Here is a 26,455-nt window from a genome sequence, read left to right as displayed (position 1 = left end):
CCAAGCCCGAATTCCCACGCGATGGGAATGAGCGCGTTTTTTCTTTCTACCTTCGTCTTACCCGAGGCATCAGACAGCGAGCAACGGGAAGAGCGGATCGTCCATCGGCGCGCCGGCCGGCAGGCGCTCGGCCAGGCCCGGGAAATCGGGCGAGGTCTTCCAGCTGCGCGGCGCGTGGCGGATGTCGTCGCCCAGAAAGCGCACCGAGAACACGCGGCGCCGGTTCGGCCCCTCGACGCCGGCCGCCGCATGCAGCGTGAGCATGTGGAAGCAGACGAAGTCGCCGGGCTCGATGTCCCAGCCGACGATGGGAAAGCGCTCGCGCGCGCCCTCGATGTCGGGCAGGTCTTCGAGGCTGCCTTCGGGGAACCACTTGGCGTGGTTGTCCATGAAGGTGCGCGGCATGAGCCACGGCCCCTTGTGGGAGCCGGCCACGAACTCGAGCGTGGCGGCACGCGACACCGGGTCGACCGGAATCCACATGCTGACGTTCTGCGCACCGTCGATGTTGTAGTAGGGCTGGTCCTGGTGCCAGGGCGTGCGCTGGCGCGTGCCGGGCTCCTTCACCAGCAGGTGGTCGTGGTACAGGCGCACGGTGTCCGAGCCCATGAGCCGCTGCGCGAGGGGCGCCAGCGGCGCCTCCCTGATGAAGCGGCCGAAGGCGTCGATCTCCTGCCAGTTGCAGAAGTCCTCGAAGAAGCGGCCCGGGTCGTCGGGCCGGCTCGCGACCTTGGCACGCGGGCTGGGCGCCGCCAGGTTCGCTTCGATGCCGTCACGCAGCAGCGCGAGTTCGTCGGCCGTGAGCAGCTGGCGGATGCAGACCGCGCCGTCGCGCTGGAACTGCGCCACCAGCGCGTCGTCCACGCGTTCGCGCACACGGCGCTGCAGGTCGGAAGCATCGAGGGTCATCGTCGGGTCTCCTTCTTTGTCGGGGTGTCGGGTGACCCGCTTTTTTACTTCACCTGCTGCAGCGCCTGCCGGCGTTACTTGATCATCGGCAGCTTGAGGCCCTGCTTCTTCGCCGTGGCGACCGCAATGTCGTAGCCCGCGTCGGCATGGCGCATGACGCCGGTCGCCGGGTCGTTGAAGAGCACGCGTCCGATGCGCTTGGCGGCCGCGTCGGTGCCGTCGCACACGATCACCACGCCCGAGTGCTGCGAGTAGCCCATGCCCACGCCGCCGCCGTGGTGCAGGCTGACCCAGGTCGCGCCGCCGGCCGTGTTGAGCAACGCGTTGAGCAGCGGCCAGTCGGACACGGCGTCGGTGCCGTCCTTCATCGCTTCGGTCTCGCGGTTGGGGCTGGCGACCGAGCCGGTGTCGAGGTGGTCGCGGCCGATGACGATGGGGGCCTTGAGTTCGCCGTTCTTCACCATCTCGTTGAAGGCCAGGCCGGCGATGTGGCGCTCGCCCAGGCCGAGCCAGCAGATGCGTGCGGGCAGGCCCTGGAAGGCGATGCGCTCGCGCGCCATGTCGAGCCAGCGGTGCGTGTGGGTGTTCTCGGGGAACAGCTCCTTGATCTTGGCGTCGGTCTTGTAGATGTCTTCCGGGTCGCCCGAAAGCGCCACCCAGCGGAACGGGCCCTTGCCTTCGCAGAACAGCGGACGGATGTAGGCCGGCACGAAGCCCGGGAAGTCGAACGCGTTCTTCACGCCTTCGTCGAACGCGACCTGGCGGATGTTGTTGCCGTAGTCGACCGTGGGGATGCCCATGGCCTGGAAGTCGAGCATGGCCTGCACGTGCACGGCGCACGACTTCGCGGCCGCCTTTTTGAGCGCATCGTGCTGCGACGCGTCCTTCATCGCGGCCTGCCATTGCGGCACGGTCCAGCCCGAGGGCAGGTAGCCATTGATCAGGTCGTGCGCGGAGGTCTGGTCGGTCACGAGGTCGGGCTTCAGGCCGCCGGCCTTGGCGCGCTTCACCAGCTCGGGAAGGATGTCGGCCGCATTGCCGAGCAGCGCGATCGACACGGCTTCCTTGGCGTCGCAGTGCTGCTTGATGAGTTCGAAGGCATGGTCGATGTCGCGCGCCTGCTTGTCGACGTAGCGCGTGCGCAGGCGGAAGTCGATGCTCGACTGCTGGCACTCGATGTTGAGCGACACGGCACCCGCCAGCGTGGCGGCGAGCGGCTGTGCGCCACCCATGCCGCCGAGGCCTGCCGTCAGGATCCACTTGCCCGCGAGGCTGTTGTTGTAGTGCTGGCGGCCGGCTTCGACGAAGGTTTCGAAGGTGCCTTGCACGATGCCCTGGCTGCCGATGTAGATCCAGCTGCCGGCCGTCATCTGGCCGTACATGAAGAGGCCCTGGCGGTCGAGTTCGTTGAAGTGTTCCCAGTTGGCCCACTTCGGCACGAGGTTCGAATTGGCGAGCAGCACGCGCGGTGCGTTCTCGTGCGTCTTGAACACGCCCACGGGCTTGCCCGACTGGATGAGCAAGGTCTCGTCGTCTTCCAGTTCCTTCAGCGACGCGAGGATCTGGTCGTAGCAGGCCCAGTCGCGCGCGGCGCGGCCGATGCCGCCGTACACCACGAGGTCTTGCGGACGCTCGGCCACCTCGGCGTCGAGGTTGTTCTGCAGCATGCGGAACGGCGCTTCGGTGAGCCAGCTCTTGCAGTTCAGCTCGGTGCCGCGCGGGGCGCGGATCACGCGGGTCGGGTCATGGCGCGGGTCGGTGCCGGCGGCGGGGGTGGTGTTCAGGGCGAATTTGTCGGGTGCGTTCATGGCGTGGTTCTCCTTGTCGGGTGGGCAGACGGACGGTTCGGATTACTTGGCGTGGCTGGGCAGGATGTCGAGCAGCGCGGCCGGCAGGTCGGCCGCGAGCGCCCACTGGCGCATGGCTTCGATGTCGGGTGCGAGGTAGCGGTCGCGCTCGAGGAAGGCGACCTTCTGGCGGATGTTGCTGAACTCGGCCTCGACCAGCGGCGAGCTCTTGAGCCCGCGCTTGAGTTCGATGCCTTGCGCGGCGGCCATGGCTTCGATGCCGACGACGACCGCCGTGTTGTTGACCATGTCGCCGAGGCGGCGCGCCGCGAAGGTGGCCATCGACACGTGGTCTTCCTGGTTGGCCGAGGTCGGCAGGCTGTCGACGCTGGCGGGGTGCGCGTGCGACTTGTTTTCCGACGCGAGCGCGGCGGCCGTGACCTGCGCGATCATGAAGCCGGAGTTCAGGCCGCCGTCGCGCACGAGGAACGGCGGCAGGCCCGAGAGGCCGCTGTCGAGCAACAGCGCGAGGCGGCGCTCGGCGATGGCGCCGACTTCGCTCACGGCCAGCGCAATGATGTCGGCGGCGAAGGCAACGGGCTCGGCGTGGAAGTTGCCGCCCGAGATCACCTCGCCGGTGTCGCAGAACACCAGCGGGTTGTCCGATGCGGCATTGGCTTCGATGACCAGCACGCGCGAGGCGTGGGCCAGGTTGTCGAGGCAGGCGCCCATCACCTGGGGAATGCAGCGCACCGAGTACGGGTCTTGCACGCGGCCGCAGTCGGCGTGCGACGGCACGATTTCACTGCCGTCGAGCAGCGTGCGCACGGCGCCGGCCACGGCGATCTGGCCGGGCTGGCCGCGTGCGGCGTGGATGCGTGCATCGAAGGGCTTGATCGAACCCTGGATGGCTTCGAGCGAGAGCGCGCCCGACATCAGCGCGGCGGCAAACACGTCTTCCGCACCGAAGAGGCCGGCGAGTGCGAGCGCGGTCGACACCTGCGTGCCGTTGAGCAGCGCCAGGCCTTCCTTGGGGCCGAGCACGAAGGGTTCGAGGCCGATGCTGCGCATCGCCTCGGCGCCGCTCACCTTCCGGCCGTCGGCCAGCGTGGCTTCGCCTTCGCCGATGAGCACGCAGGCCATGTGGGCCAGCGGCGCGAGGTCGCCCGAGGCGCCGACCGAGCCCTTGCACGGGATGCTGGGCGTGACGCCCGCGTTGAACAGCGCCAGCAGCGCATCGACCAGCGCGGGCCGCACGCCCGAGTGGCCGCGCGCCAGGCTCACGGCCTTGGTCGCGTGGATCATGCGCACCACCGGCGCAGCCAGCGGCTCGCCGGTGCCCACGCTGTGCGACAGCACGAGGTTGCGCTGCAGCTCGGCCAGGTGGTCGTTGCCGATGCGCGTGCTCGCGAGCTTGCCGAAGCCGGTGTTGATGCCGTAGACCACCTCGTCGTTCTCGACGATGTGGCGCACCGCAGCCTCGGCCTTCTGCATGCCATCGAGCACCGACGGGTCGAGCGCAAGGCGCACGCCGCCGGCCTGGATGCGTCGCAGCATCGCAAGGTCGACCTTGCCGGGCGTGAGGGTCAGGGTGGCTTCGGGGGTGGCGGTGTGATTGCTTGGCATGTGAACCTGTCTATACAAGTGGTTGCGAGAGAAAACGTAGGCCTCTGAGGGTCGAAAAAAAACGGGTTAGCCGAAGGTCGGGTTGCCGTCGGCTTTGAAACGGCTGCCCAGGCTGTAGCGCGACGCGGGATGCAGGCAGCGCACCCAGGTCACGGGCGTGTTGCGGATCCAGGTGCGGCGCGTCAGCAGCAGGCAGGGGTCGGTGGGTGCCATCGCGAGCCGCTCGGCCTGTTCGGCACTGGGCAGCACGGCATCGACGACGTGTTCGATCTGGTCGAAGGGCACGTGGCGCACGAGGTATTCGCTGGGCGGCACGGCCGTGAAGTCCTGCTCGAGAAAGTCGGGCACGACCTGCGGGTTGACGTAGCGCTCTTCGAGCTGCACGGGCGTGTCGTTGTCCAGGTGCAGGCAGGCGCTGTGGAACACCGAGTCGCCCGCGCGCAGGTCGAGCCAGGCGGCCACGTCGGGCGAGGCCGCGAGGCGCTCGACCGCGAGCATTTCGCAGCGGTAGTCGTGGCCGCGCTGGCGGATTTCGCTGGCGATGTTGGCGATCTGCAGCAGCGTCGATTGCGGCTTGTTCTCGGCCACGAAGCTGCCGACGCCGGCCACGCGCACGATGCGCCCCTGCTCCATGAGCTCGCGCAGGGCGCGGTTCACGGTCATGCGCGCCATGCCGAACTGCGCGACCAGCTCGTTCTCGGAGGGCAGGCGGTGGCCGGGCGGCCACGTGCCGTCCTGGATCTTGCGGGAGATGTGATCCTTGACTTGCGCATAGAGCGCGAGGGACGGCAGGTCGCGTTTCATCGTGCGGGCCCGTTCGGGTCTTGCTCCTTCCCCCTCTGGGGGAAGGTTGGGATGGGGGCAGCCGCGGCGTACCAAACCGGCGCAGCGCATCCTTGGAGGCCGTCGTGCCCCCACCCCTGCCCTCCCCCAGAGGGGGAGGGAGAAAGAAGACGAGGAGCCCACGACGCCTGGTGATTCATCTCAATGCTCCGCAGCGGCCATCGACTCGGCGCGGATTTCTTCGGTGAGCCGCGCCTTGATGTCCATGAACTCCGGCGAGGTCTTGATGGTGTAGCTGCGCGGGTGCGGAAAGTCGACCGCGATCTCGGTCTTGATGCGGCCCGGCCGCGCGCTGAACACCGCCACGCGGTTGGCCATGAAGATCGCCTCGTCGATGTCGTGCGTGACGAACAGCACCGTCTTCTGCGCCGACTCCCAGATGCCCAGCAGCAGCTCCTGCATGAGCACGCGGGTCTGGTTGTCGAGCGCGCCGAAGGGCTCGTCGAGCAGCAGCATCTTGGGGTCGTTGGCCAGCGCGCGCGCAATGGCCGTGCGCTGCTGCATGCCGCCCGAGAGCTGCTTCGGAAAGTGATGCTCGAAGCCGCGCAGGCCGACCTTGGCGATGAAGAATTCGCTGCGCTCTTTCTGGTCGGCTTCACTCATGCCGCGCTCGCGCAGGCCGAAGCGGATGTTCTGCGCCACGGTGAGCCACGGGAACAGCGTGTAGCTCTGGAACACCACGCCGCGGTCGGCGCCCGGGCCGTCGATGCGCTCGCCGTCGAGCATCACCTGGCCGGTGGTCGGAAAGTCGAGCCCCGCAACGATGCGCAGCAGCGTCGACTTGCCGCAGCCCGAGGGGCCGAGGATGGTGACGAAATCGTTCTCCTTCACCTCGAAGTCGATCGGCAGCAGCGCCTGCGTGCTCTGGCCCCGGGTGCCGGTGAAGACGCGCGACACGCCCTGGATGGAGAGTTGGTTCTTCACAGTGCAGCCCATGCGAACAGACGGCGATTCATCGCCTTGAAAGCGAAGTCGGACAGCAGGCCGATGACGCCGATCACGATGATCCCGAAGATGATCTGCCCGGTGTTCAAGAGCGCCTGGCTGTCGGTGATCATGTGGCCGATGCCCGACGAGGAGCCGATGAGCTCCGCCACGATCACGTAGGTCCAGGCCCAGCCCAGCACGAGGCGCAGCGTTTCGGCGATGCCCGGTGCGGCGCCCGGAATGAGCACGCGCGCCACGATGCCGCGGCTGTTGGCGCCCAACGTGTAGGCGGCCTCGACGAGGTCGCGCCGCGCGCCGCCCACGGTGACGGCCACCATCAGCACGATCTGGAAGAACGAGCCGATGAAGATCACCAGCAGCTTCTGCATTTCGCCCAGGCCCGCCCACAGGATGAGCAGCGGAATGAAGGCCGAGGCCGGCAGGTAGCGGCAGAACGAGACAAAGGGTTCGAAGAAAGCCTCGACGGTCTTCCAGGTGCCCATGGCCACGCCCAGCGGCACCGCGAGCACGGCGGCCAGCAGGAAGCCGCCGAACACGCGCCACACGGTCATGCCGATGTCGCCGATGAAGCCGTACTCGGTGAAGAGCAGCCAGCCCTCCTTGACCATCGTGATCGGGCTCGCCAGGAAGGTGGGCGACACGAAGCCGCCCAGCGTGGCAATGCCCCACACCACCACGAAGAGCACGAAGAAGCCGAGCCCCAGCATCGTGCGCGCGGACGCGCTGATGGGTTCGAGCGGCGCGAACACGCGACGCCGCACGGGAGGCGCGGGCGGCGGCGTCACGGCGCGCGCCGGGGCGGCGGTCATCGGTTGCATCTGCGGCAAGGCCTTACTTGACATAGCTGGCGTCGAAGGTGGCGGCGTAGTCTTCCGGCGCCTTGCGGATCACGCCGGCCTCCAGCAGGATGGCCGCGGCTTCCTTCATGAAGCTGGTGAGCTCGCCCGCAAAGAACTTCTGGTTGGCGGCCTTGTCCTGCCAGCGCAGGTAGGCCGACGACTTGGCGAACTGCTCGCCGCTTTGCTTGACGGCCGAGCCCATGAGCTCGTTCGACTTGGCCGGGTCGGCCTTGATCATGTCGAGCGCGTCGAAGTACGACTTGGTGAGCGCGGCGGCGGCCTTGGGGTTGGCCTTGAGCCACGTGGGCGCGCAGCCGACGGTGTCCATCACCATCGGGTAGTCGAGCGTGGTGGCCAAAATTTTGCCCGCGGCCGGGTTGGCGCGCACGGTCGAGAGGTAGGGCTCGTAGGTCATGGCGGCGTCGTTCTGGCCGGCCACAAAAGCTTGCGCGGCGGGCTGCGGCTCGAGCGAGACCACTTTCACGTCCTTCAGCGTCATGCCGTTCTTGCTGAGCATCCAGGCCAGGCCGAAGTACGGCGCGGTGCCCGGGGCGCTCACGCCGATGCTCTTGCCCTTGAGGTCGGCAAAGCTCTTCACGTCGTTGCGCACGGCCAGGCCGTCGGCGCCGTAGGACTTGTCCATCTGGAAGATCTGCACGATCGGCACGCCGTTGGCGTTCCAGGCCACGTGCGTTTCCACGGTGGTGGCCGCGCATTGAATGGCGCCGGAGGCCAGCGCCAGGTGGCGGTCCTTCTGCGGAATCATCTTGAGTTCGACGTCCAGGCCGTTCTTCTTGAAGATGCCGGCCTTGTCGGCCAGCGAGAGCGGCGCAAAGCCGGTCCAGCCGGACATGCCGAGCGAAATCTTCGTGTCCTGGGCGGCGGCCGTTCCGGCCATGCCCGCTGCACATGCACCTGCTGCCAGCAGCGAAGCGACTTTCACAACTACCTTGACCATGGGGACTCCTGGTTCCATTTTTTGAGAGAGATGACTCGGCGATACATGCCCAGGGGATATGGACAGCACGCCTCGCATTGTTGCCAGGCGCCCCAACTTGTCTATACAGGATAACCCGAAAGTCCTGTTTTGGTGCATCTCCGAGAGAAATGCCCCAGTTTTGCTGTCTAGACAAGAGGGGTGCCGGGACGGTGTTCACCATTGCAAACGCCGTGCCACAGTCAGATCGGGGCCGCTGGGGGACAATCGGCGTCCGCCCCGGCTCCGGCCCTTTTCTCCCCCTCTCCCGCCCTTCGCACCCCGCCTGTGTCTTCCCTCGCTCCCCGCCCCTTCGACGCGTCCAGCGACGGCAGCAGCTCCGGCAGCGCGGCCCCCGCCGACATCCTTCACGACGTGTTCGGCTACGCCCGGTTCCGCGGGGCCCAGCAGGACATCGTGGAGCACGTGGTGGGCGGCGGCGACGCGCTGGTGCTCATGCCCACGGGCGGCGGCAAGTCGCTGTGCTATCAGATCCCGGCCATCGCGCGGCAGCGCGCGGGGCGCGGCGTGTCGGTGGTGGTGTCGCCGCTCATCGCGCTGATGCACGACCAGGTGGGCGCGCTGCACGAAGCGGGCGTGAACGCGGCCTTCCTGAATTCGACGCTCGACTGGGAACAGACGCAGGACGTGGAGCGCCGCATGCTGCGCGGCGAGATCACGCTGCTGTACGCGGCGCCCGAGCGCGTGAACACGCCGCGCTTCTTGTCGCAGCTCGATTCGCTGGACGAGCGCGGCAAGCTCTCGCTGTTCGCCATCGACGAGGCGCATTGCGTGAGCCAGTGGGGCCACGACTTCCGCCCCGAGTACCGCGCGCTCACCGTGCTGCACGAGCGCTACCCGGGCGTGCCGCGCATCGCGCTCACGGCCACGGCCGACGACCTCACGCGCGCCGACATCGTCGAGCGGCTGCAGCTCGAGCAGGCGCGCCAGTTCGTCTCCAGCTTCGACCGGCCGAACATCCGCTACACCATCGTCGAGAAGAAAGACGCCACCACGCAGCTGCTGCGTTTCATCGAGCGCGAGCACGAGGGCGATGCGGGCGTGGTCTATTGCCAGTCGCGCAAGCGCGTGGAAGACCTCGCGACGACGCTGCAGGGCGCGGGCATCAACGCCCTGCCGTACCACGCGGGCCTCGATGCGGCGGTGCGCCAGAAGCACCAGGACCGTTTCCTGCGCGAAGAAGGCATCGTGATGGTCGCGACCATCGCCTTCGGCATGGGCATCGACAAGCCCGACGTGCGCTTCGTCGGCCACGTCGACATGCCCAAGAACATCGAGGGCTACTACCAGGAAACCGGCCGCGCGGGCCGCGACGGCGCACCCGCCGACGCCTGGATGGCCTACGGTCTGAACGATGTGGTGAACCAGCGCCGCATGATCGACGAGAGCCCGGCCGGCGAAGAGTTCAAGCAGGTGATGCGCGGCAAGCTCGACGCCCTGCTCTCACTGGCCGAAGCCAGCGACTGCCGCCGCGTGCGCCTGCTGGGCTACTTCGGCGAGCAGAGCACGCCCTGCGGCAACTGCGACAACTGCCTGAACCCGCCGCAGGTGTGGGACGGCACCGATGCCGCGCGCAAGCTGCTGAGCACCATCTACCGCGTGCAGCAGCAGAGCGGCATCAGCTTCGGCGCGGGCCACATCATGGACATCCTGCGCGGCAAGGCGACCGAGAAGGTCAAGCAGTTCGGGCACGAGCGCATCAGCACCTTCGGCATCGGCGCGGAGTTCAGCGAGGTGGCGCTGCGCGGCGTGCTGCGCCAGCTGATCGCCACGGGCGCGCTGGCGGTGGACGCCGAGGCGTTCAACACGCTGAAGCTCACCGAAGGCTCGCGCGCAGTGCTCAAGGGCGAGGCCACGGTGTCGCTGCGCGAGTCGGTGTCGTCACCGGCCGAGCGCAAGCCCCGGCGCGAGAAGGTCGCCAAGGGCGCACCGTCGCCGGCGGCGGCCTCGCTCGACGACACCGGCAAGAAGCGCTTCGAGGCGCTCAAGGCCTGGCGCGCCGAGGTGGCGAAGGAACACAACCTGCCGGCCTACGTGATCTTTCACGACGCCACGCTGGCCGCCATTGCCGAGCGCGCACCCGCGACGCTCGAAGACCTGCAGGGCATCAGCGGCATCGGCACGAAGAAGCTCGAGGCTTACGGCGCCGAAGTGCTTCGCGTCTGCGAAGCCTTCTAGCAACCTCCCGCTAGAGCAGCCGCGCGGCCTTCGAGAAATCGATGGACGCGAGCACCGCAGCGCGCATGGCCGTCAGCAGATGGCGCTCGTCGTTGCTGCGCTTCTGGAAGGTGTAGGTCAGCGCGGGCAAGGCCTGGCGGGTCTTCAGGATGCGCAGGTCGCCGCGGCGCGACAGCAGGCGCGCCCAGCCTTCCGGCAAAAACCCGACACCGATCCCCTCGATCAGCAGGCCCGCGACCGCGCCCCAGCTGTTGCAGCTGAGACGGTGCGGCGCCTCGAGGTTCTCGGCCATGAGCCATTCGTCGAGCAGGCGGCTGGTGCCGGCGCCGGGGGGCTGCGTCACGATGGGATGTTGCGCGAGCAGCGACGCGCCGAGGGTCGTGCTTTTGCCCACGAGCGCGGGCGCGGCCACCCACACGAAATGCGCCTGGCCGACGGTGTGCGACGAGATCAGCCCGTGGTGCGGTGAGCGCCCGGCGATCACCGCGCAGTCGAGCTCGCCGTTGCGAAGGCGTTCGTCCAGCGCCGAGCCGAAGTTGACGTGCGGCTCCAGGCGCAGGTCGGGCAGATGCCGACCCACGTGCGCGACGAGCTGGGGCAGCCAGGTCAGCGCGCTCAGCTCGCCAATGCCGAAGGTGCAACGGCCACCGAGGCTGGCGGATGCGCCGATCGACCGCTTCGTTTCGTCGGCCGCCAGCAGCAAAGCGGCGGCGCGCGGCAGGAAGCGCTCGCCCGCGTCCGTGAGCGTGGCCCGCTGCCCGGCGCGATCGAACAGCGGCGCGCCGAGCGACACCTCCAGCTCGGCCAGGCGCTTGGACAGCGAGGAGGTCGACAGATGCAGCCGCTGCGCCGCAAGCGCAAAGCTGGCGCAGGTCGCGGCCCAGTAGAAGGCCTCCAGTTGCTTCAGCGTCATGCGCTGTCCCCTCTGTCATTTCGAAAAAAGCGAAATGACAAATTACCATAAGTTCGCTTTTTCAAAACCTTCTGCACGCCTACAGTCCGCGCGGACCGAACGACTGACTGGATGGCGGACATGACTGTTTTCTCGCGTGCCTTCGATGCCCCGCGCCCCGCGCCGGCACAAGCCCCGGCGGCTGCTGCCGTGACGCCGCGGCGCCTGGCCGGCATCCTGTCGCTGCAGGACTTCGAGCACGCAGCCAGGCGCCGGCTGCCGCGCCCGCTGTTCGGCTACATCGCCGGTGCGGCGGAGGACAACCGCTCGCTGGACGCCAACCGCGCCGCGTTCGACGCGCACGACTTCCTGCCCCGGGTGCTGGTCGATGTCTCCCGGCGCTCGCAGGAGGTCACGCTGTTCGGCCAGCGCTACGCGTCGCCCTTCGGGATCGCGCCGGTCGGCATCAGCGCGCTGTCGGCCTACCGCGGCGACCTGGTGCTCGCGCAGGCGGCGCAGGCGGCCGGCATTCCCGCAATCATGAGCGGCACCTCGCTCATTCCGATGGAAGAAGTGGCCCAGGCCGCGCCCGGCACGTGGTTCCAGGCCTACCTGCCGGGCGATGCGGCGCGCGTCGACGGCCTGGTGGCGCGCATCGCCGGCGCGGGCTTTCGCCACCTGGTCGTCACGGTCGACATCCCCGTCTGGGCGAACCGCGAAAACAACGTGCGTGCCGGCTTCACGACGCCGCTGCGACCCAGCCTGCGGCTGGCATGGGACGGCCTCGTGCGGCCCCGCTGGCTGCTCGGCACGCTCGCGCGGACCTTCGTGACGCAGGGCATGCCGCACTTCGAGAACTCGTTCGCCACGCGGGGCGCGCCTCTTTTCTCGAGCACCGCGATCCGCGACACGACCGGCCGCGACCACATCCACTGGGACCACATCGTCCGCATCCGCCAGCAGTGGCGCGGGCCGCTGATCCTGAAGGGCATTCTTCATCCGGCCGATGCACGGCGCGCGCGCCAGCTCGGCGCCGATGGGCTCATCGTCTCCAACCACGGCGGCCGGCAGCTCGACGGCGCCGCACCGGCGCTGCGCGCGCTGCCGCAGGTGCTGGACGCCGCGGGCGAGCTGCCCGTGATGGTCGACGGCGGCGTGCGCCGCGGCAGCGACGTGCTGAAGGCGCTGGCGCTGGGCGCCAAGGCCGTGTTCGCGGGCCGCCCGTTCATGTACGCCGCCGCCGTGGGCGGCCACGCGGGCGTCACGCACGCGATCCGGCTGCTGCGGGACGAGGTCGACCGGAACATGGCGATGCTCGGCGTCAACGACCCGGGCGAGCTCGACGCGAGCTGCCTGATGCCGCGGCGGCCCTGAGCTGCGCCCCCTCATCTCACCCATTCCATCAATCAAAGAGGAGGAAGACACCTTGCCGAAAAACCCCACCCTGTTCGCCCTCGCCTGCCTGCTGGCGGCGACCGTGCCCGCCCACGCGCAGGGCTACCCCTACAAGCCCGTCAAGCTGCAGGTGCCGTTCGCGCCGGGCGGCACGACGGACCTCATTGCGCGCGTCATTTCCGAGCCCCTGGGCAGGCATTTGGGGCAGAGCGTCATCGTCGAGAACAAGTCGGGCGCGGGCGGCGCGATCGGTGCCGCCGAGACCGCGCGCGCCACGCCCGACGGCTATGCGCTGGGCATCGGCACCGTGTCCACGACGGCGGCCAACCCGGCCATCAACCCCAAGGTGCCCTACAACCCCAAGACCGACTTCACGCCCATCATCAATCTGGCGGCCACGCCGAATGTCATTGCGGTCCATCCCAGCTTTCCGGCCCGGGACTACAAGGGCTTCATCGAGGTGCTGAAGAAGAACCCCGGCAAGTACGCCTATGCCACCGCAGGCACGGGCAGCATCGGCCATCTGCAGATGGAGCTGTACAAGGGCATGGCCGGCGCGTCGGTCACGCACATTCCCTACCGGGGGTCGGGCCCGGCGCTCAACGACACCGTCGCGGGCCAGGTCGCGATGATCTTCGACAACCTGCCGTCGGCGCTGCCGTTCATCAAGGACCGCCGGCTGATCCCGATCGTCGTGGCGGCGTCCGAGCGCCTGAAGGACCTGCCCGACGTGCCGACCTTCAAGGAGGTCGGGCTCGCACCGGTGAACCGCATGGCGTACTACGGCATCGTGGGCCCCAAGGGCCTGTCCAAGGATGTGGTGGACAAGGTGCACGCGGCGGCGCGCAAGTCGCTCGAAGATCCCGCGGTGCGCAAGCGCATCCAGGACACCGGCTCCTTCGTCGTCGGCAACACGCCGCAGGAATTCACGCAGCAGATCGCCGCCGAGTTCGACGTGTACAAGAAGGTGGTGGACACCGCCGGGCTCACGCCGGACTGAACCGGCGAATGCCTCTTCAGGCCACCGACGCCCAGACCGGCGCCATCGCGCGGTAGAGCGTGCGGAAGGCTTCGAGCCGCGGCTGGTAGGCCGCGTGCAAGGCGGCGTCAGGCGCGAGCACCTGGCGCACGGCGGGCGCGACGACGACACCCACCGGGTCTTCGCCCGTGACCGCCAGCCGCGCGAGCCGCGCCGCGCCGAAGGCCGGGCCGCGGTCGGCGGACTCGTACAGCACCAGCGGCACATCGAGCACCGAGGCAATCAGCTGCGCCAGGAAGGCGGAGCGCGCGCCGCCGCCGATCAGCGCCAGGCGCTCGGGCCGCGCCGTCTGGGCGCCCAGCGCTTCCAGCCCATCGGCGAGCGAGAAGGCGATGCCTTCGCAGACCGCCTGCATCAAATCGGCACGCGTGGTGGCGCCCGACAGCCCGACGATCGCGCCGCGCGCGAACGGGTTGTTGTGCGGCGTGCGTTCGCCGAACAGGTAAGGCAGCGCGAGCAGGCGCGACGGCCCGGTGTACGCGGCCTCGACCTCGGCCAGCAACTCGCCGACCGATGCACCGCCGGTGCACGACGCCAACGCCGCGAGCGGGCTCGCGCCATTGAGCAGCGCGGCCATGCGGTACCAGCGCTGCGGCAGCGCGTGGCAGAAGGCATGCACCAGCCGCTCGGGGTCAGGGCGGTGCGCGGTGTCGGCCACGAGGATCTGCGCCGAGGTGCCGAGCGACACGAAGCCGTCGCCCGGCCCGACCACGCCGATGCCGACGCCACCCGCCGCGGCATCGCCCGCACCGCCGGCAATCGGCACGCCGCGCGGCAAGCCCCAGCGCGCGGCCCATGCATCGCGCACGGTGGCGCAGGGTTCGCACGACTCGACCACGCGCGGCAGCCAGGCGGGATCGACCCCGCAGGCGGCGAGCGCTTGCGGCGACCAGCGGCGCTGCGCCTGGTCGAACAGCCAGGTGCCGGCCGCGTCGGTGACGTCGGTCACCTTCTCGCCCGACAGCTGCAGGCGCACGTAGTCCTTGGTCAGCAGCAGCGAGCGGGCGCGCGCCACGGCCTCCGGCTCGTGGGTGCGCAGCCAGCGCAGCTTGGGGCCGGTGAAGCCGGCCATCGGCTGCACGCCGACGGCGCGGCGCAGGGCGAGGTCGGTCTGCATGAGATCGGCGGCCTCGGCGGCGGCGCGGCCGTCGTTCCACAAGATCGCGGGGCGCACGGGGCGGTCGGCCTCGTCGAGCAGCACCAGCGAGTGCATCTGGCCCGAGAGGCCGATGCCTTGCACGCCGGCCATCGCGGTCGGGTGCGTGCGCGCCAGCTCGTCGAGGCCGTCCGACACGGCGGCCCACCACTGGTCGGGATCGTGCTCGCACCACAGCGGCTGCGGGTACTGCGAGCTGAGCGGTCGATCGACCGTGGCCGCGACATGCAGCTGCATGTCGGTCAGGACGATCTTGACTGCGGAGGTTCCGATATCGATGCCGAGCAGCATGCGTGTGTTCCCTGTTCGAGGGCCGGAGTATCGGCGCTCCGGCCAGGCGCACAGGCTGACGGCAGGTTGCTTACGGCGTGGTTGCGGGCAGCGTGATCGGCACCGGGCGCGTGTGCAGGTCGACGTAGAGCTCGAAGAAGCGCGCGTTGTCGAACTTCTTCACCACCGTCATCTTCTGCAGCGGCACGCCGGCGGGTGGCGCGGTGTAGCCGATGGAGCGGCCGTTGTCGGCGGCGCCGGGCTTGGCGACCACGTCGACATAACGCTCGACGGTCTGCGTGGCGTAGCGCGGATCGATGAGGTAGGCCAGCACCAGCGTGTCCCAGATGTTCTGCGTGTAGTTCGGGTTGTTCTCGAAGCCGTTGGTGCCGCTGAAGCCGTAGCCGTTGAGCTTGCGGAACACCTCGGTCACGGCCGTCGGCCTGGCCGGGTGCGCGATGCGGTCGTAGACGGGCTTGGTGAGAAGCACGGTGTCGGTCACGTCCAGCGGGACCACCACCTGCGGGATCGGCAGGCGCACCACGAACTGCGCGGCCTCGGGGTCGAACCACCAGTTGAACTCGGCGAAATGGGTGGTGTTGCCGGGCACGTCGACGGCGCCGCCCATGTAGATGATTTTCTTGATCAGCGGCACGATCTCGGGGCTCTTCTTCGCGGCCAGCGCGATGTTGGTGAGCGGGCCGATGGCCAGGATCGTGATCTCGTTCGGATTGGCCTTGACGGTGTCGATGATGAAATCGACCGCGCTCTTGCGCTGCACCACGGTGCGCGTGGCAAAGCCGTCGGGCGAGGGCTTGAGGTCGGCGTCGGTCTTGGGCTCGGGGCCGCTCCAGGCGCCCAGGTAGCCGTCGCCGCCCGCGCCGGCGGCCATTTCGGCCTCGACGTCGGCGAAGCTGTGGTTGAGCGCGTAGTTCTCGCCCACGTAGACGCCGATGCGCTGGTCCACGCCCAGGCGCTCGACCGACATCAGCGCGTCGGCCACGCCCTGCTTGAGCCACTGGTTGCCCGAGACGACGCTGATGCCCATCACCTGCACCTTGCCCTCGGCCTGCAGCTGCGCGGCCATGACGCCGAGCTGGCCGTCGTCGCTCATGGTGTTGTAGTCGCTGTCGATGATGACTTTCTGCGCCACCGGCGCCGCCGCGTAGCCGGGCGCCAGGCCGATGCCGCCGTTGCCGCCCCCGCCACATGCCGTGAGCACGGCCATGGCGACGAGCCAGAAGGTCGTCACTGTCCATTTGCGCATCTGTTTCTCCTAGGTGTTTGGTTTTCAGTCCGGTTTTCAGAGGAGCGCCGGAGATTGAAAACGTTTGCGCAAAGGTTTGCGCAAACGTTTGCCAAACTCTAAATGGCAGGCCACGGGCGTGGCAATGGGGTGCGGCTAGGGGTTTTCCGCGAGGCCGGGGCCGGCCTCGCGCGGCGACGTCAGCCCGCCATCAGACGGGGGCTGGCACGCGGTCGATCAGGCGGTTCTCGCGCAGCGGCGAGCGGGGAAGCAGGGCGGGCTCGTCGTCCACCGGCGTGTCGCCCTTCTCCAGGCCCGGGGTGTCCGCAGCCTTGGCGGACGCGGTCGGCGCCGCGCACGACCCGGTGTCGCGCAGCCGCAGCGCCGCGGCCAGCCGGCGTTCGGCGGGGTCGCCCAACGGGTGGCTGAAGTCGTCGGACACGACGCAGCCGGCATGGGGCGCGAAACCGTCGCCGTAGTCGCCGAAGCCGGCCTGGTTCACGCCCTTGAAGTTGACCGCGAAGTAGGTCGTGCCGCAGTTGTCCTGCGGCACAAAGCCGTAGGGCTTGCCGCAGGTGGTGGTGCCCACGAGGTTGACCGTGACGCCCACGCCGCGCAGGCTGTTGATGACCGACTCGCTGGCGGAGCACGTGCCGCCGCTGGTCAACAGCGTGACGCGCGACAGGTTCAACGTGGGCAGCGGCTGCCCGGTGCGGGTGGTCGTGAAGAAGGGCGTGAGGTTGTCCGCGAGCGTGGTGCGGTACGGGTTCTTGTCGTTGAAGGTCAGCAGCTCGAAGGTCTTGCCGTTCGTCGGGCCCGGTCCGGCCACCATGTAGGCCAGCCGGCTGGCGATGCGCAGCTGGCCGCCGCCGTTGTAGCGCATGTCGATCACGAGGTCCTGGATGCCGCCGTCCTGCTTGAGCGTGTTGACGGCCTCGACGAGCTGCGCCTCGGCGGTCGTGATGTGGTCGTTGAACAGCAGGTAGCCCACGCGGTTGCCGGCCGGCCCGATGGTGCGCGTGAACTGCACCGGCGTGCTCGTGATGCGCTGGGCCGTGAGCTCGATGGGACTGCCGCGCGTGCCGTCCACCTCGAAGGTGAAGGTGTGCTTTTCGCCGAGCGCCCGCGGCGAGAGCGTGCGGAAGATGAAATCTCTGTCGCTGTCGGGGGCGGACACCACGTCGATGCCGTCGACGACGACCAGCTTGGCCCCACGCGCCAGGCCGGCCGCCGCGGCCGGCGAGCCCGGCTCGACGAAGGCGATGCGGATGTTGCGCGGCACCGAACTGCGCACGGTCGCCATCTCCATGCCGTAGCCGGCCGACACGCCGCCTTCGGACTGCAGGCGGAACGCCTCGGTGTTGTTGGTGAAGTGAAAGCGGTCCTTGGCCCGGCCCGACGGCGTGGTGGCCGGTGTCTTGAGCACGTCGAACCAGGTCTGCGGCGTGGCGTAGTCGGACGCCTTGAGCGTGGTGGGCACCTCGTTGTACCAAAGGTAGGTTTCGTCGATCCAGCCGCGCACCCAGCTCTTTTCGTTGTCGACGGTGCCGACGACGTCGGGGTAGGCGCGGCCTGTCTCGGGATTGATGCCCGGGCGCGGCGCGGCGCACTGGCCGGCGACGGTCGAGGACGCGACGATGGCGTCGCTGTCACCGCCGCCCCCGGGGGTGGGCGGCGGCACCACGCCGATCGGGAACCCACCGCCGCCACCGCCACCCCCGCCTCCTCCGCCGCACCCAGCCAGCAGGCCAACGAGCGCAAGCGCCATCGCACCGGCGACGGCGGCCACGGCTCGCGAGCGCCGCGACGCATCTGCATTGCGAAAGACCATCGGTTCCTCCTCGCGTCCGTGGTGGCGGACAGTCCTGATTTTTGTCTTGCTCGGGGTGCGGGTGCCGGACGCCGGCCCGCTACTGGATGAAGCCCATGCCGCGCGATTCGCGCACCTCGGGCTTGATCCGATGCTCGGCTTCGAGCTGCTCGAGAAACTCCGCGGCCGAGAACTCGGCCGCGAGGATGTCGGTCTGCCGCTTCACGGCCGCGAAGTCGCCGGGGCACAGCTGCGACAGCTGCGCCAGGCGCGCGCGCACCTCGCCGGTGAGCAGGGCCGCGTCGCCCGCGAGCGCCTCGGTGACGAACATGCGCTCGCGCTGCGCCGCGGTGAGCGGCATGAACTTGATCTTGAAGGTGAAGCGCCGCAGCGCCGCCTGGTCGAGCCGGTCAAGCAGGTTGGTGGTGCAGACAAACACGCCGCGAAAGCGCTCCATGCCCTGCAGCATCTCGTTGACCTCGGTGACCTCGTAGGTGCGCTGCGCGCCGCGCCGATCCTGCAGGAACGAGTCGGCCTCGTCGAGCAGCAGCACGGCCTTCTCGGATTCGGCCTCCTTGAACATGGCGGCCATGTTCTGCTCGGTCTCGCCGACGTACTTGCTCATGAGGTCGCTGGCCTGCTTGACGATGAGCGGGCGGCCCACGGCCTTGGCGATGTGCTCGGCCAGCGCGGTCTTGCCGGTGCCCGGCGCGCCGTAGAAGCACAGCGTGCCATGGCCGCGCGCCTTCAGCGCCTCGACGATGCGCGGGATTTCGAAGCGGGTTTCGACATGGAGCATGTCCAGGTCGTAGGTGGTGACGCTGCGGCGCTCGGCCGGGCTCTTGTCGAGCGTGCCGAGTGCGAGGTCGGCGTTGCGCAGCTGGCGCTCGATGAGGGCCTCGACCGACGCTTCGTCGGTCTTCGCGAGGCCGGCAAAGCGCACGGCGGTGCGGATCTGCGCGGGCGTGAGGCCCTTGCGCTCGGCCAGCTTGGCCGTGAAGGCCTCGGACACGACCACGCCTTCGAGCGTCTTCTTCACGAGCTGCTCGCGCGCACCGGGCGGCGGCGACTTGAGCTCCAGGTGGTAGGCGAAACGGCGGCGGAAGGCCGGATCGATCTGTTCGATGCGGTTGGTGACCCACAGCGTGGGCACGGGGTTGGCCTCGAGGATCTGGTTGACCCAGGCCTTGCCGCTCACGCTGCCGCTGGCGGGCGCGGGAATCTGCTCGGCGCGCGCCATGAACTGTGCGGCCTCGGTGCTGATGGGCGGAAACACGTCCTCGACCTCGTCGAACAACAGCGCCGCCTGCGCACTGCCCTTGAGGAACACCTGCGCGATCTGCAGCGAGCGGTAGCGGTCGCGGCCGCTCAGCGAATTGCCGTCGCGGTCGGCGTACTCGACCTCGAAGAGTTCGAGGCCCGCGGCCTGCGCGACCACCTTGGCCAGCTCGGTCTTGCCGGTGCCAGGCGGGCCATAGAGCAGCACGTTGACGCCGGGCTCCTTGCGCGCAACTGCCGCACGCAGCAGCGTGACGAGCATTTGCGCGTCTTCCTCGACGAACGAAAAATCGTGCGGCGTGAGCGCGCTCTTGGCCGAAGGCCGCGTGAACACGGCCATCAGTTCGTTGTGGTCGCGGTATTCGCGCATGAGCACGGGTGGCAGCTTCTCACTGACCTTCATGAGGTCGGCGAGGTCGGTGATGTTGTGCTCGGAGATGAGGTTCTCGACGAGGCCGATGCGCTCGAGGCGCGAGCCCGCGCGCAATGCCTCGCCCACCTCGCTCGCGTTGACGCCCGCGATGTCGGCGATGGCGGCATAGGCCTCGGGCGCGTTGTTGACCTTGAACTCGACCAGCAGCGAGCGCAGGTCGCGCTGGTAGCGCGCGAGCGTGCCGTACAGCAGCAGCGCGCGTTCGGCCTTGTTGAGTTGCAGCAGGCCTGCGAGCGCGTCGATGTTCTTCTCAACCAGCGTCGACTGCTTGCGCAGCGCGTGCGTGAGCCAGTCGCGCGTGACGGCGAGCACCGAGAGCAGGTCTTTGGGCTGGTCTTTGGCGTACTCGTCGAGGTAGAAGAACAGCGTGCCCTCTTCATACGGACCGCGCCAGACGCCGTGACGTTCGAGCAGCGTGCGACCGTCGAAATCTTCGACGCCTTTCCACGCTTCGTTGCCCGCGCAGCGACGGCCGAGGAACTCGCGCAATCGTTGCAGTACCGCAGCGGGCCACACGAGGTGGCGCCCGGTGAGCGAGAGCAATCCGTTGATATCGCGCCGCACATTGAAGCGCGGGCCCTGCTTGGCCGCGAGCGTGAGCACGAAGTGCGAGCACATGAGCTCGAGCACCGGCGCTTCCTTGAGGCCGGGCGAAGGCAAGGCCTGCCCGCGCACCGCAGCAGCCACCACATCGACACCCGTACGCTTGACCATCAGGCAACCTCCTGGGAGGAAATACTTGGAGCGACCATAACGCAGACTTTTGGCTTCGGGAAGACGCCGAAAGAGTAAAAACCCTGATCCGCTGGATTCCCGCCACAATGCGCGCCATGGTCGGAATCGAAGCTATCCGTCGCGCCGCGGCGCGCCTGCAGGGCCAGGTGCTCAATACGCCCTGCGTGGAGTCGCGCACGCTCTCTGAAATCGTGGGCGCGCAGGTGTTCCTGAAGTTCGAGAACCTGCAGTTCACGTCCTCGTTCAAGGAACGCGGCGCGTGCAACAAGCTCGTCGATCTGTCGGAAGGCGGCACGCGCGGCGTGATCGCCATGTCGGCCGGCAACCATGCGCAGGGTGTGGCCTATCACGCACAGCGGCTGGGCCTGCGCGCACTCATCGTGATGCCGCGCTTCACGCCCGGCGTGAAGATCGAACGCACACGCGGCTTCGGCGCCGAGGTGGTGCTGCACGGCGACACGCTGGACGCGGCGCGCGCGCATGCACTGGCGCTGGCCGAGCGCGAAGGCCTGACCTTCGTGCATCCCTACGACGACGAAGCCATCATTGCCGGCCAAGGCACGATCGCGCTCGAGATGCTCGATGCGGTGCCCGACCTCGACACGCTCGTGGTGGCGGTCGGCGGCGGTGGTCTCATCGCCGGCATGGCCGTCGCGGCACGCGAGATCAAACCCGGCATCGAGATCGTCGGCGTGCAGACGCAGCGCTTTCCGGCGATGGTGAATGCCGTCAAGGGCACGCACCACGCACAGGGCACGAGCACGATCGCCGAAGGCATCGCCGTCGGCACACCCGGTGTGCTGACGCAAGAAATCATCGCCGCCAAGGTGGACGACCTGCTGCTGGTGGACGAAGGCGACATCGAGCAAGGCGTGCTGATGCTGCTGGAGATCGAAAAGACCCTCGTCGAAGGAGCCGGTGCGGCGGGCCTCGCGGCGCTGATCCGCCATCCCGAGCGCTTTCGCGGCAAGCGCGTGGGCCTGGTGCTGTCGGGCGGCAACATCGATCCGCTGCTGCTCGCGGCCATCATCGAACGCGGCATGGTGCGCGCTGGACGGCTGGCCCGGGTGCGCGTCAGTGCGCGCGATGTGCCAGGCTCGCTGGCCCAGATCACGGCCACTGTGGCCGAAGCGGGCGCTAACGTCGACGAAGTGCACCATCAGCGTGCCTTCACCATGCTGGCGGCGCAGAATGTCGATGTCGAGCTGGTGCTGCAGACGCGCGGCCGGGCCCATCTGGCGAGCGTGTTGAGCGCCCTGAAGGACGCCGGTTTCGAAGCGGTGGAGCAGCATTGAGGGCTCCTCGCAACCCCCTAGACCCGCGGGCGGCGCCTCGCCGGTAAAATGGCGGGAGTTTGGTCATTTGCTGTTGACAGCATTTGACGGTTTGTCATTTGCGTATTCGAGGTATTTCCCGATGTCCCAACCCACTCCCGTCGAGCCCGGCCACGCCGCCGCCGCTGAACATGACGCCGTCGAATCGGTCGTTCACCTGATGCCGCTCGTGCTGCCGCTGGCCGGCGGCGTGCTGATGCTGCTGCTGGCGTCCATCGCCGTCTATCTGGCCTGACTGACAGGTCTTCGCGCTTTTGTCCGCGGGCTGTGCGGCCCGCGTTGACGCAATCTCCCAAAGCGAAACGTTTTCTCAAACGGACCTCCGTGCCTGGTCAGGCGCGGCGCCCCGTTCGGAAAGACGATTTTTCAACTTAGGAGATTTCCGATGAACGCACCCACGATGAAGGGCCTCACCATTCAGGCGCCCTCATACGTCAAGAACGCCAAGCTGATCGCCTGGGTGGCCGACATGGCCGCGCTGTGCAAACCCGAGGCCATCCACTGGTGCGATGGCAGCAAGGAAGAATACGACCGCCTCTGCCAGCAACTGGTCGACGCCGGTACCTTCAAGAAGCTGAACCCCGCCAAGCGCCCGGGCTCGTTCCTCGCGATGTCCGATCCGAGCGACGTGGCACGCGTCGAAGACCGCACCTTCATCTGCTCCGCGCAGAAGGAAAACGCCGGCCCCACCAACAACTGGATGGCCCCGGCCGAAATGCGCGCCACGTTGCAGCCCCTGTTCGACGGCTGCATGAAGGGCCGCACCATGTACGTGGTGCCCTTCAGCATGGGCCCGCTGGGCTCACCCATTGCACACATCGGCATCGAGCTGTCCGACAGCCCCTACGTGGCCGTCAACATGCGCATCATGACCCGCATGGGCCAGGCCGTGTACGAGGTGCTGGGCGTCGACGGTGAGTTCGTGCCGTGCGTTCACACCGTGGGCGCGCCCCTCGAGGCCGGCCAGAAGGACGTGTCCTGGCCCTGCAACACCACCAAGTACATCGTTCATTACCCTGAAACGCGCGAGATCTGGAGCTATGGCTCGGGCTACGGCGGTAACGCGCTGCTGGGCAAGAAGTGTTTTGCCCTGCGCATCGCCTCGAACATGGGCCGCGACGAAGGCTGGTTGGCCGAGCACATGCTGATCCTGGGTGTGACCAATCCCGAAGGCAAGAAGTACCACGTGGCGGCGGCATTCCCCAGCGCCTGCGGGAAGACGAATTTCTCGATGTTGGTGCCGCCGGCGGGCTTTGATGGCTGGAAGGTCACGACCATCGGCGACGACATCGCCTGGATCAAGCCGCAGGCCGACGGCACGCTCCGCGCCATCAACCCCGAGGCCGGCTACTTCGGCGTGGCGCCGGGCACCAACATGCTGACCAACCCGAACTGCATGCGCAGCCTGGACGACGGCGTGATCTTCACCAACGTCGCGCTGACCGACGACGGCGACGTGTGGTGGGAAGGCATGGAGCAGGACACGCCAGGCAAGGCGCTGCCGGCGCACCTGATCGACTGGCAAGGCAAGGACTGGACGCCGCAGATCGCCAAGGAAACCGGCGCCAAGGCCGCCCACCCGAACGCACGCTTCACCGTGGCCGCCATCAACAACCCTGCGCTCGACGATGCCTGGGACGACCCGAAGGGCGTGAAGATCGACGCCTTCATCTTCGGCGGCCGCCGCTCGACGACCGTGCCGCTGGTCACCGAAGCCCGCAACTGGGTCGAAGGCGTCTACATGGCCGCGACGATGGGCTCCGAAACCACCGCTGCGGCCGCCGGCCAGCAGGGCGTGGTGCGCCGCGACCCGTTCGCAATGCTGCCCTTCATGGGCTACAACATGAGCGACTACTTCCAGCACTGGCTCGACCTGGGCAAGAAACTGGAAGCCTCGGGCGCCCAGCTGCCGAAGATCTACACCACCAACTGGTTCCGCAAGGGTGCCGACGGCAAGTTCGTCTGGCCTGGCTACGGCGAGAACATGCGCGTGCTGAAGTGGATGATCGATCGCGTGGAAGGCAAGGCAACGGAAGGTGTGGAACACATCACCGGAGTGAGCCCGCGCTATGAAGACCTGAACTGGACCGGCCTGGAGTTCAGCGCCGAGCAGTTCGCAACGGTCACGAGCATCGACAAGGCGGCCTGGCAGGCCGAGCTGAAGCTGCACACGGAGTTGTTCCAGCAGCTGGCGCATCATCTGCCGAAGGAATTGCCGGAGACGAAGGCTGCGATTGAGCAGCGGTTGGCTGCCTGAGTACGCTCTTCTCGCAGGCAGCTCACGCAGCCTGCGAAGCAGGTGCCTTGGGAGTCCATGGAAAGCCCGGTGAGTTCATCTCATCGGGCTTTTTCGTCTGGGGCGGCGATCAATTGACGCCTTTGCATGTGATTCCGGGCCATGGAGGAGTCTTTGGCGACGTCGACCGAGCTTTGCAAACTGCGCGCCGGCGTTTAGCTGGCTTGCAGCGAGACCCGGTGAAGCACGCGCGTCATGCGATGAAGGTGTTGATGAAGTTCAAGTTGCTGGAGCTGCATGCGGTGTCGCGAGCGGATTGGGCTGATTGGGTTGGTGGGACGCTGTTTTTCGAGCGGCTTCGGGCTCGATTCTTTGCTGGTGAGACGCTGGCAGCCCTGACTGAGGATCTGTTGGCAGAGCTGATTGCGGCTGGCGCAGCACAATCCGATGCTCTTGGGGTCCGCAACGCCTGATTGGCGGTTGTTTGCTGCAATAAAAAAGCGCCATCTCTTTCGAGTGGGCGCTTTTTCTTTGTCCGACTATTCGCTTGCTCGTGCTTTGCGTGTTCTTTGTCTTTGCGTCGCGCAAAGCAAAAAACCCCAGTCATTGCTGACTGGGGTTTTCTGGGCTGTAAGAGCCTGACGATGACCTACTTTCACACGGGAACCCGCACTATCATTGGCGCTGAGTCGTTTCACTGTCCTGTTCGGGATGGGAAGGAGTGGTACCAACTCGCTATGGTCATCAGGCATAAAGGGTTGTCCGATTGATCACACGATCAATCAGACGAATTCATAGAGTTTGGAATCAGCTTTTGGCGAATTATTTTGAATGCGTCAACTTGGCATAACACCTTGATCAGATTGATCAAAGTTATAGGGTCAAGCCGCACGAGCAATTAGTATCAGTTAGCTTAACGCATTACTGCGCTTCCACACCTGACCTATCAACGTCCTGGTCTTGAACGACTCTTTAGGGGGCTCAAGGCCCCGGCAGATCTCATCTTGAAACGAGTTTCCCGCTTAGATGCTTTCAGCGGTTATCTCTTCCACACTTAGCTACTCGGCAATGCCACTGGCGTGACAACCGATACACCAGAGGTGTGTCCACTCCGGTCCTCTCGTACTAGGAGCAGGCTTCCTCAAATCTGCAGCGCCCACGGAAGATAGGGACCAAACTGTCTCACGACGTTTTAAACCCAGCTCACGTACCTCTTTAAATGGCGAACAGCCATACCCTTGGGACCGGCTACAGCCCCAGGATGAGATGAGCCGACATCGAGGTGCCAAACACCGCCGTCGATATGAACTCTTGGGCGGTATCAGCCTGTTATCCCCAGAGTACCTTTTATCCGTTGAGCGATGGCCCTTCCATACAGAACCACCGGATCACTATGTCCTGCTTTCGCATCTGCTCGACTTGTCAGTCTCGCAGTTAAGCACGCTTATGCCATTGCACTATCGTCACGATGTCCGACCGTAACTAGCGTACCTTCGAACTCCTCCGTTACGCTTTGGGAGGAGACCGCCCCAGTCAAACTGCCTACCATGCACTGTCCCCGATCCAGATAATGGACCTAGGTTAGAACCTCAAACACACCAGGGTGGTATTTCAACGTTGGCTCCACAAGATCTAGCGACCCTGCTTCAAAGCCTCCCACCTATCCTACACAGATCTGTTCAAAGTCCAATACAAAGCTACAGTAAAGGTTCATGGGGTCTTTCCGTCTTTCCGCGGGGAGATTGCATCATCACAAACATTTCAACTTCGCTGAGTCTCAGGAGGAGACAGTGTGGCCATCGTTACGCCATTCGTGCAGGTCGGAACTTACCCGACAAGGAATTTCGCTACCTTAGGACCGTTATAGTTACGGCCGCCGTTTACTGGGACTTCAATCAAGAGCTTGCACCCCATCATTTAATCTTCCAGCACCGGGCAGGCGTCACACCCTATACGTCCACTTTCGTGTTTGCAGAGTGCTGTGTTTTTAATAAACAGTCGCAGCCACCGATTTTTTGCAACCCATTCATGCTTCGTTGTTCACTACACACTAATAGGGCACACCTTCTTCCGAAGTTACGGTGTCAATTTGCCGAGTTCCTTCTCCTGAGTTCTCTCAAGCGCCTTAGAATACTCATCTCGCGCACCAGTGTCGGTTTGCGGTACGGTCGTTGTTAGCTGAAGCTTAGTGGCTTTTCCTGGAACCTCGTTCAGTCACTTCACGGACAAGTCCGCTCGATCGTTGGCCTCGGTATATGTGCACCGGATTTGCCTAATGCACGCCTACATCCAACTAAACCAGAATAATCCAATAACTGGATGACCTATTAAGATCCGTCCCCACATCGCACTAACAATCGGTACAGGAATATTGACCTGTTTCCCATCAGCTACGCATCTCTGCCTCGCCTTAGGGGCCGACTCACTCTACGCCGATGAACGTTGCGTAGAAAACCTTGCGCTTACGGCGAGGGGGCTTTTCACCCCCTTTAACGCTACTCATG

At 66.7% G+C, this 26,455-nt stretch carries 19 protein-coding genes and 2 rRNA genes (1 of these 21 only partly in view); 7 read left to right on the top strand and 14 right to left on the bottom strand.

Going from position 1 to position 26,455, the window contains the following annotated elements; all coding sequences use genetic code 11:
- Nucleotides 1–69: 69 nt before the first annotated feature.
- The 7 genes from RZE79_RS01065 to RZE79_RS01035 all read right to left on the bottom strand — a co-directional run bounded on the left by RZE79_RS01065 (nucleotide 70) and on the right by RZE79_RS01035 (nucleotide 7,910).
- A complete protein-coding gene (locus tag RZE79_RS01065; protein WP_153281218.1) occupies nucleotides 70–909 on the bottom strand; it encodes a phytanoyl-CoA dioxygenase family protein in 840 nt (279 codons plus the stop codon).
- 74 nt (nucleotides 910–983) lie between these two features.
- Complete coding sequence (hutU, locus tag RZE79_RS01060) at nucleotides 984–2,717, bottom strand: urocanate hydratase (RefSeq protein ID WP_319358587.1); 1,734 nt, start codon at nucleotides 2,715–2,717, stop codon at nucleotides 984–986.
- Nucleotides 2,718–2,759: 42 nt separating this feature from the next.
- Complete coding sequence (hutH, locus tag RZE79_RS01055; RefSeq protein ID WP_319358586.1) at nucleotides 2,760–4,322, bottom strand: histidine ammonia-lyase; 1,563 nt, start codon at nucleotides 4,320–4,322, stop codon at nucleotides 2,760–2,762.
- A gap of 66 nt (nucleotides 4,323–4,388) precedes the next feature.
- Nucleotides 4,389–5,126 (bottom strand): histidine utilization repressor, encoded by a 738-nt coding sequence (gene hutC, locus RZE79_RS01050; protein WP_101493555.1) that lies wholly within the window; start codon nucleotides 5,124–5,126, stop codon nucleotides 4,389–4,391.
- Between the two features lie 180 nt (nucleotides 5,127–5,306).
- Nucleotides 5,307–6,101 carry an ABC transporter ATP-binding protein gene (locus RZE79_RS01045; RefSeq protein ID WP_319358585.1) on the bottom strand — a complete coding sequence of 265 codons (795 nt, stop codon included), beginning with the start codon at nucleotides 6,099–6,101 and terminating at the stop codon, nucleotides 5,307–5,309.
- On the bottom strand, nucleotides 6,086–6,931 hold the full coding sequence (locus RZE79_RS01040) for an ABC transporter permease (RefSeq protein WP_373696524.1): 846 nt from the start codon (nucleotides 6,929–6,931) through the stop codon (nucleotides 6,086–6,088). The genes RZE79_RS01045 and RZE79_RS01040 overlap by 16 nt, the downstream gene beginning before the upstream one ends.
- Before the next feature lie 13 nt (nucleotides 6,932–6,944).
- Nucleotides 6,945–7,910, bottom strand: coding sequence for an ABC transporter substrate-binding protein (locus tag RZE79_RS01035; RefSeq protein WP_192194403.1), 966 nt, complete (start codon nucleotides 7,908–7,910; stop codon nucleotides 6,945–6,947).
- 306 nt (nucleotides 7,911–8,216) lie between these two features.
- Here RZE79_RS01035 and recQ point away from each other — a divergent pair, with 306 nt between their 5' ends.
- Nucleotides 8,217–10,127 carry a DNA helicase RecQ gene (gene recQ, locus RZE79_RS01030; RefSeq protein WP_319358583.1) on the top strand — a complete coding sequence of 637 codons (1,911 nt, stop codon included), beginning with the start codon at nucleotides 8,217–8,219 and terminating at the stop codon, nucleotides 10,125–10,127.
- Between the two features lie 10 nt (nucleotides 10,128–10,137).
- On the opposite strand, the gene RZE79_RS01025 is transcribed toward recQ, so the two are convergent.
- The gene (locus RZE79_RS01025; protein ID WP_319358582.1) at nucleotides 10,138–11,040 is read right to left on the bottom strand and encodes a LysR family transcriptional regulator; all 903 of its coding nucleotides are present in this window, start codon (nucleotides 11,038–11,040) and stop codon (nucleotides 10,138–10,140) included.
- Nucleotides 11,041–11,160: 120 nt separating this feature from the next.
- Between RZE79_RS01025 and RZE79_RS01020 the strand changes: the two genes are divergently transcribed.
- Both RZE79_RS01020 and RZE79_RS01015 read left to right on the top strand, forming a co-directional pair.
- The gene (locus RZE79_RS01020) at nucleotides 11,161–12,393 is read left to right on the top strand and encodes an alpha-hydroxy acid oxidase (RefSeq protein WP_319358581.1); all 1,233 of its coding nucleotides are present in this window, start codon (nucleotides 11,161–11,163) and stop codon (nucleotides 12,391–12,393) included.
- 52 nt (nucleotides 12,394–12,445) lie between these two features.
- The gene (locus RZE79_RS01015) at nucleotides 12,446–13,414 is read left to right on the top strand and encodes a tripartite tricarboxylate transporter substrate binding protein BugE (RefSeq protein WP_373696523.1); all 969 of its coding nucleotides are present in this window, start codon (nucleotides 12,446–12,448) and stop codon (nucleotides 13,412–13,414) included.
- A gap of 16 nt (nucleotides 13,415–13,430) precedes the next feature.
- On the opposite strand, the gene xylB is transcribed toward RZE79_RS01015, so the two are convergent.
- The 4 genes from xylB to RZE79_RS00995 form a co-directional block, all read right to left on the bottom strand.
- Entirely contained in the window at nucleotides 13,431–14,900 is a 1,470-nt protein-coding gene (gene xylB, locus RZE79_RS01010) for a xylulokinase (RefSeq protein ID WP_319358580.1), read from the bottom strand.
- 70 nt (nucleotides 14,901–14,970) lie between these two features.
- On the bottom strand, nucleotides 14,971–16,146 hold the full coding sequence (locus RZE79_RS01005) for a nucleoside hydrolase (protein WP_319358579.1): 1,176 nt from the start codon (nucleotides 16,144–16,146) through the stop codon (nucleotides 14,971–14,973).
- Between the two features lie 190 nt (nucleotides 16,147–16,336).
- Nucleotides 16,337–17,956, bottom strand: a complete 1,620-nt coding sequence (locus tag RZE79_RS01000; protein WP_319358578.1) for a S41 family peptidase — start codon at nucleotides 17,954–17,956, stop codon at nucleotides 16,337–16,339.
- A 79-nt stretch (nucleotides 17,957–18,035) separates the two neighbouring features.
- Nucleotides 18,036–20,360, bottom strand: a complete 2,325-nt coding sequence (locus RZE79_RS00995) for an AAA family ATPase (RefSeq protein ID WP_319358577.1) — start codon at nucleotides 20,358–20,360, stop codon at nucleotides 18,036–18,038.
- A 116-nt stretch (nucleotides 20,361–20,476) separates the two neighbouring features.
- On the opposite strand from RZE79_RS00995, the gene RZE79_RS00990 reads away from it, so the two are divergent.
- The 4 genes from RZE79_RS00990 (at nucleotide 20,477) to RZE79_RS00975 (ending at nucleotide 24,424) form a co-directional block, all read left to right on the top strand.
- A complete protein-coding gene (locus RZE79_RS00990) occupies nucleotides 20,477–21,676 on the top strand; it encodes a threonine ammonia-lyase (protein ID WP_307696570.1) in 1,200 nt (399 codons plus the stop codon).
- Nucleotides 21,677–21,797: 121 nt separating this feature from the next.
- Complete coding sequence (locus tag RZE79_RS00985; protein WP_194274037.1) at nucleotides 21,798–21,950, top strand: hypothetical protein; 153 nt, start codon at nucleotides 21,798–21,800, stop codon at nucleotides 21,948–21,950.
- 150 nt (nucleotides 21,951–22,100) lie between these two features.
- On the top strand, nucleotides 22,101–23,972 hold the full coding sequence (locus tag RZE79_RS00980; RefSeq protein WP_319358576.1) for a phosphoenolpyruvate carboxykinase (GTP): 1,872 nt from the start codon (nucleotides 22,101–22,103) through the stop codon (nucleotides 23,970–23,972).
- 47 nt (nucleotides 23,973–24,019) lie between these two features.
- A complete protein-coding gene (locus RZE79_RS00975; RefSeq protein ID WP_319358575.1) occupies nucleotides 24,020–24,424 on the top strand; it encodes a hypothetical protein in 405 nt (134 codons plus the stop codon).
- A 163-nt stretch (nucleotides 24,425–24,587) separates the two neighbouring features.
- On the opposite strand, the gene rrf is transcribed toward RZE79_RS00975, so the two are convergent.
- Together rrf and RZE79_RS00965 are read right to left on the bottom strand one after the other, a co-directional pair.
- Nucleotides 24,588–24,700, bottom strand: a 5S ribosomal RNA gene (gene rrf / locus RZE79_RS00970).
- Between the two features lie 128 nt (nucleotides 24,701–24,828).
- A 23S ribosomal RNA gene (locus tag RZE79_RS00965) occupies nucleotides 24,829–26,455 on the bottom strand; it runs 1,249 nt beyond the window's last position.

It is taken from the genome of Variovorax sp. EBFNA2 (genome assembly GCF_033802765.1).
Lineage (GTDB): Bacteria > Pseudomonadota > Gammaproteobacteria > Burkholderiales > Burkholderiaceae_C > Variovorax > Variovorax paradoxus_H.
The sequence above is the reverse complement of the archived record's forward strand: the minus strand, read 5'-3'. Positions and strand labels throughout refer to the sequence as shown.

What these genes read in the sequence shown, in the direction of transcription:
- hutC (WP_101493555.1), bottom strand. Translation starts at nt 5,126, where the DNA reads ATGAAACGCGACCTGCCGTCCCTCGCGCTCTATGCGCAAGTCAAGGAT.
- hutH (WP_319358586.1), bottom strand. Translation starts at nt 4,322, where the DNA reads ATGCCAAGCAATCACACCGCCACCCCCGAAGCCACCCTGACCCTCACG.
- RZE79_RS00995 (WP_319358577.1), bottom strand. Translation starts at nt 20,360, where the DNA reads ATGGTCAAGCGTACGGGTGTCGATGTGGTGGCTGCTGCGGTGCGCGGG.
- RZE79_RS01035 (WP_192194403.1), bottom strand. Translation starts at nt 7,910, where the DNA reads ATGGTCAAGGTAGTTGTGAAAGTCGCTTCGCTGCTGGCAGCAGGTGCA.
- RZE79_RS00985 (WP_194274037.1), top strand. Translation starts at nt 21,798, where the DNA reads ATGTCCCAACCCACTCCCGTCGAGCCCGGCCACGCCGCCGCCGCTGAA.
- RZE79_RS01045 (WP_319358585.1), bottom strand. Translation starts at nt 6,101, where the DNA reads ATGGGCTGCACTGTGAAGAACCAACTCTCCATCCAGGGCGTGTCGCGC.
- RZE79_RS01000 (WP_319358578.1), bottom strand. Translation starts at nt 17,956, where the DNA reads ATGGTCTTTCGCAATGCAGATGCGTCGCGGCGCTCGCGAGCCGTGGCC.
- RZE79_RS01005 (WP_319358579.1), bottom strand. Translation starts at nt 16,146, where the DNA reads ATGCGCAAATGGACAGTGACGACCTTCTGGCTCGTCGCCATGGCCGTG.
- RZE79_RS00990 (WP_307696570.1), top strand. Translation starts at nt 20,477, where the DNA reads ATGGTCGGAATCGAAGCTATCCGTCGCGCCGCGGCGCGCCTGCAGGGC.
- xylB (WP_319358580.1), bottom strand. Translation starts at nt 14,900, where the DNA reads ATGCTGCTCGGCATCGATATCGGAACCTCCGCAGTCAAGATCGTCCTG.
- RZE79_RS00980 (WP_319358576.1), top strand. Translation starts at nt 22,101, where the DNA reads ATGAACGCACCCACGATGAAGGGCCTCACCATTCAGGCGCCCTCATAC.
- RZE79_RS01040 (WP_373696524.1), bottom strand. Translation starts at nt 6,931, where the DNA reads ATGCAACCGATGACCGCCGCCCCGGCGCGCGCCGTGACGCCGCCGCCC.
- RZE79_RS01020 (WP_319358581.1), top strand. Translation starts at nt 11,161, where the DNA reads ATGACTGTTTTCTCGCGTGCCTTCGATGCCCCGCGCCCCGCGCCGGCA.
- RZE79_RS01065 (WP_153281218.1), bottom strand. Translation starts at nt 909, where the DNA reads ATGACCCTCGATGCTTCCGACCTGCAGCGCCGTGTGCGCGAACGCGTG.
- RZE79_RS01025 (WP_319358582.1), bottom strand. Translation starts at nt 11,040, where the DNA reads ATGACGCTGAAGCAACTGGAGGCCTTCTACTGGGCCGCGACCTGCGCC.
- hutU (WP_319358587.1), bottom strand. Translation starts at nt 2,717, where the DNA reads ATGAACGCACCCGACAAATTCGCCCTGAACACCACCCCCGCCGCCGGC.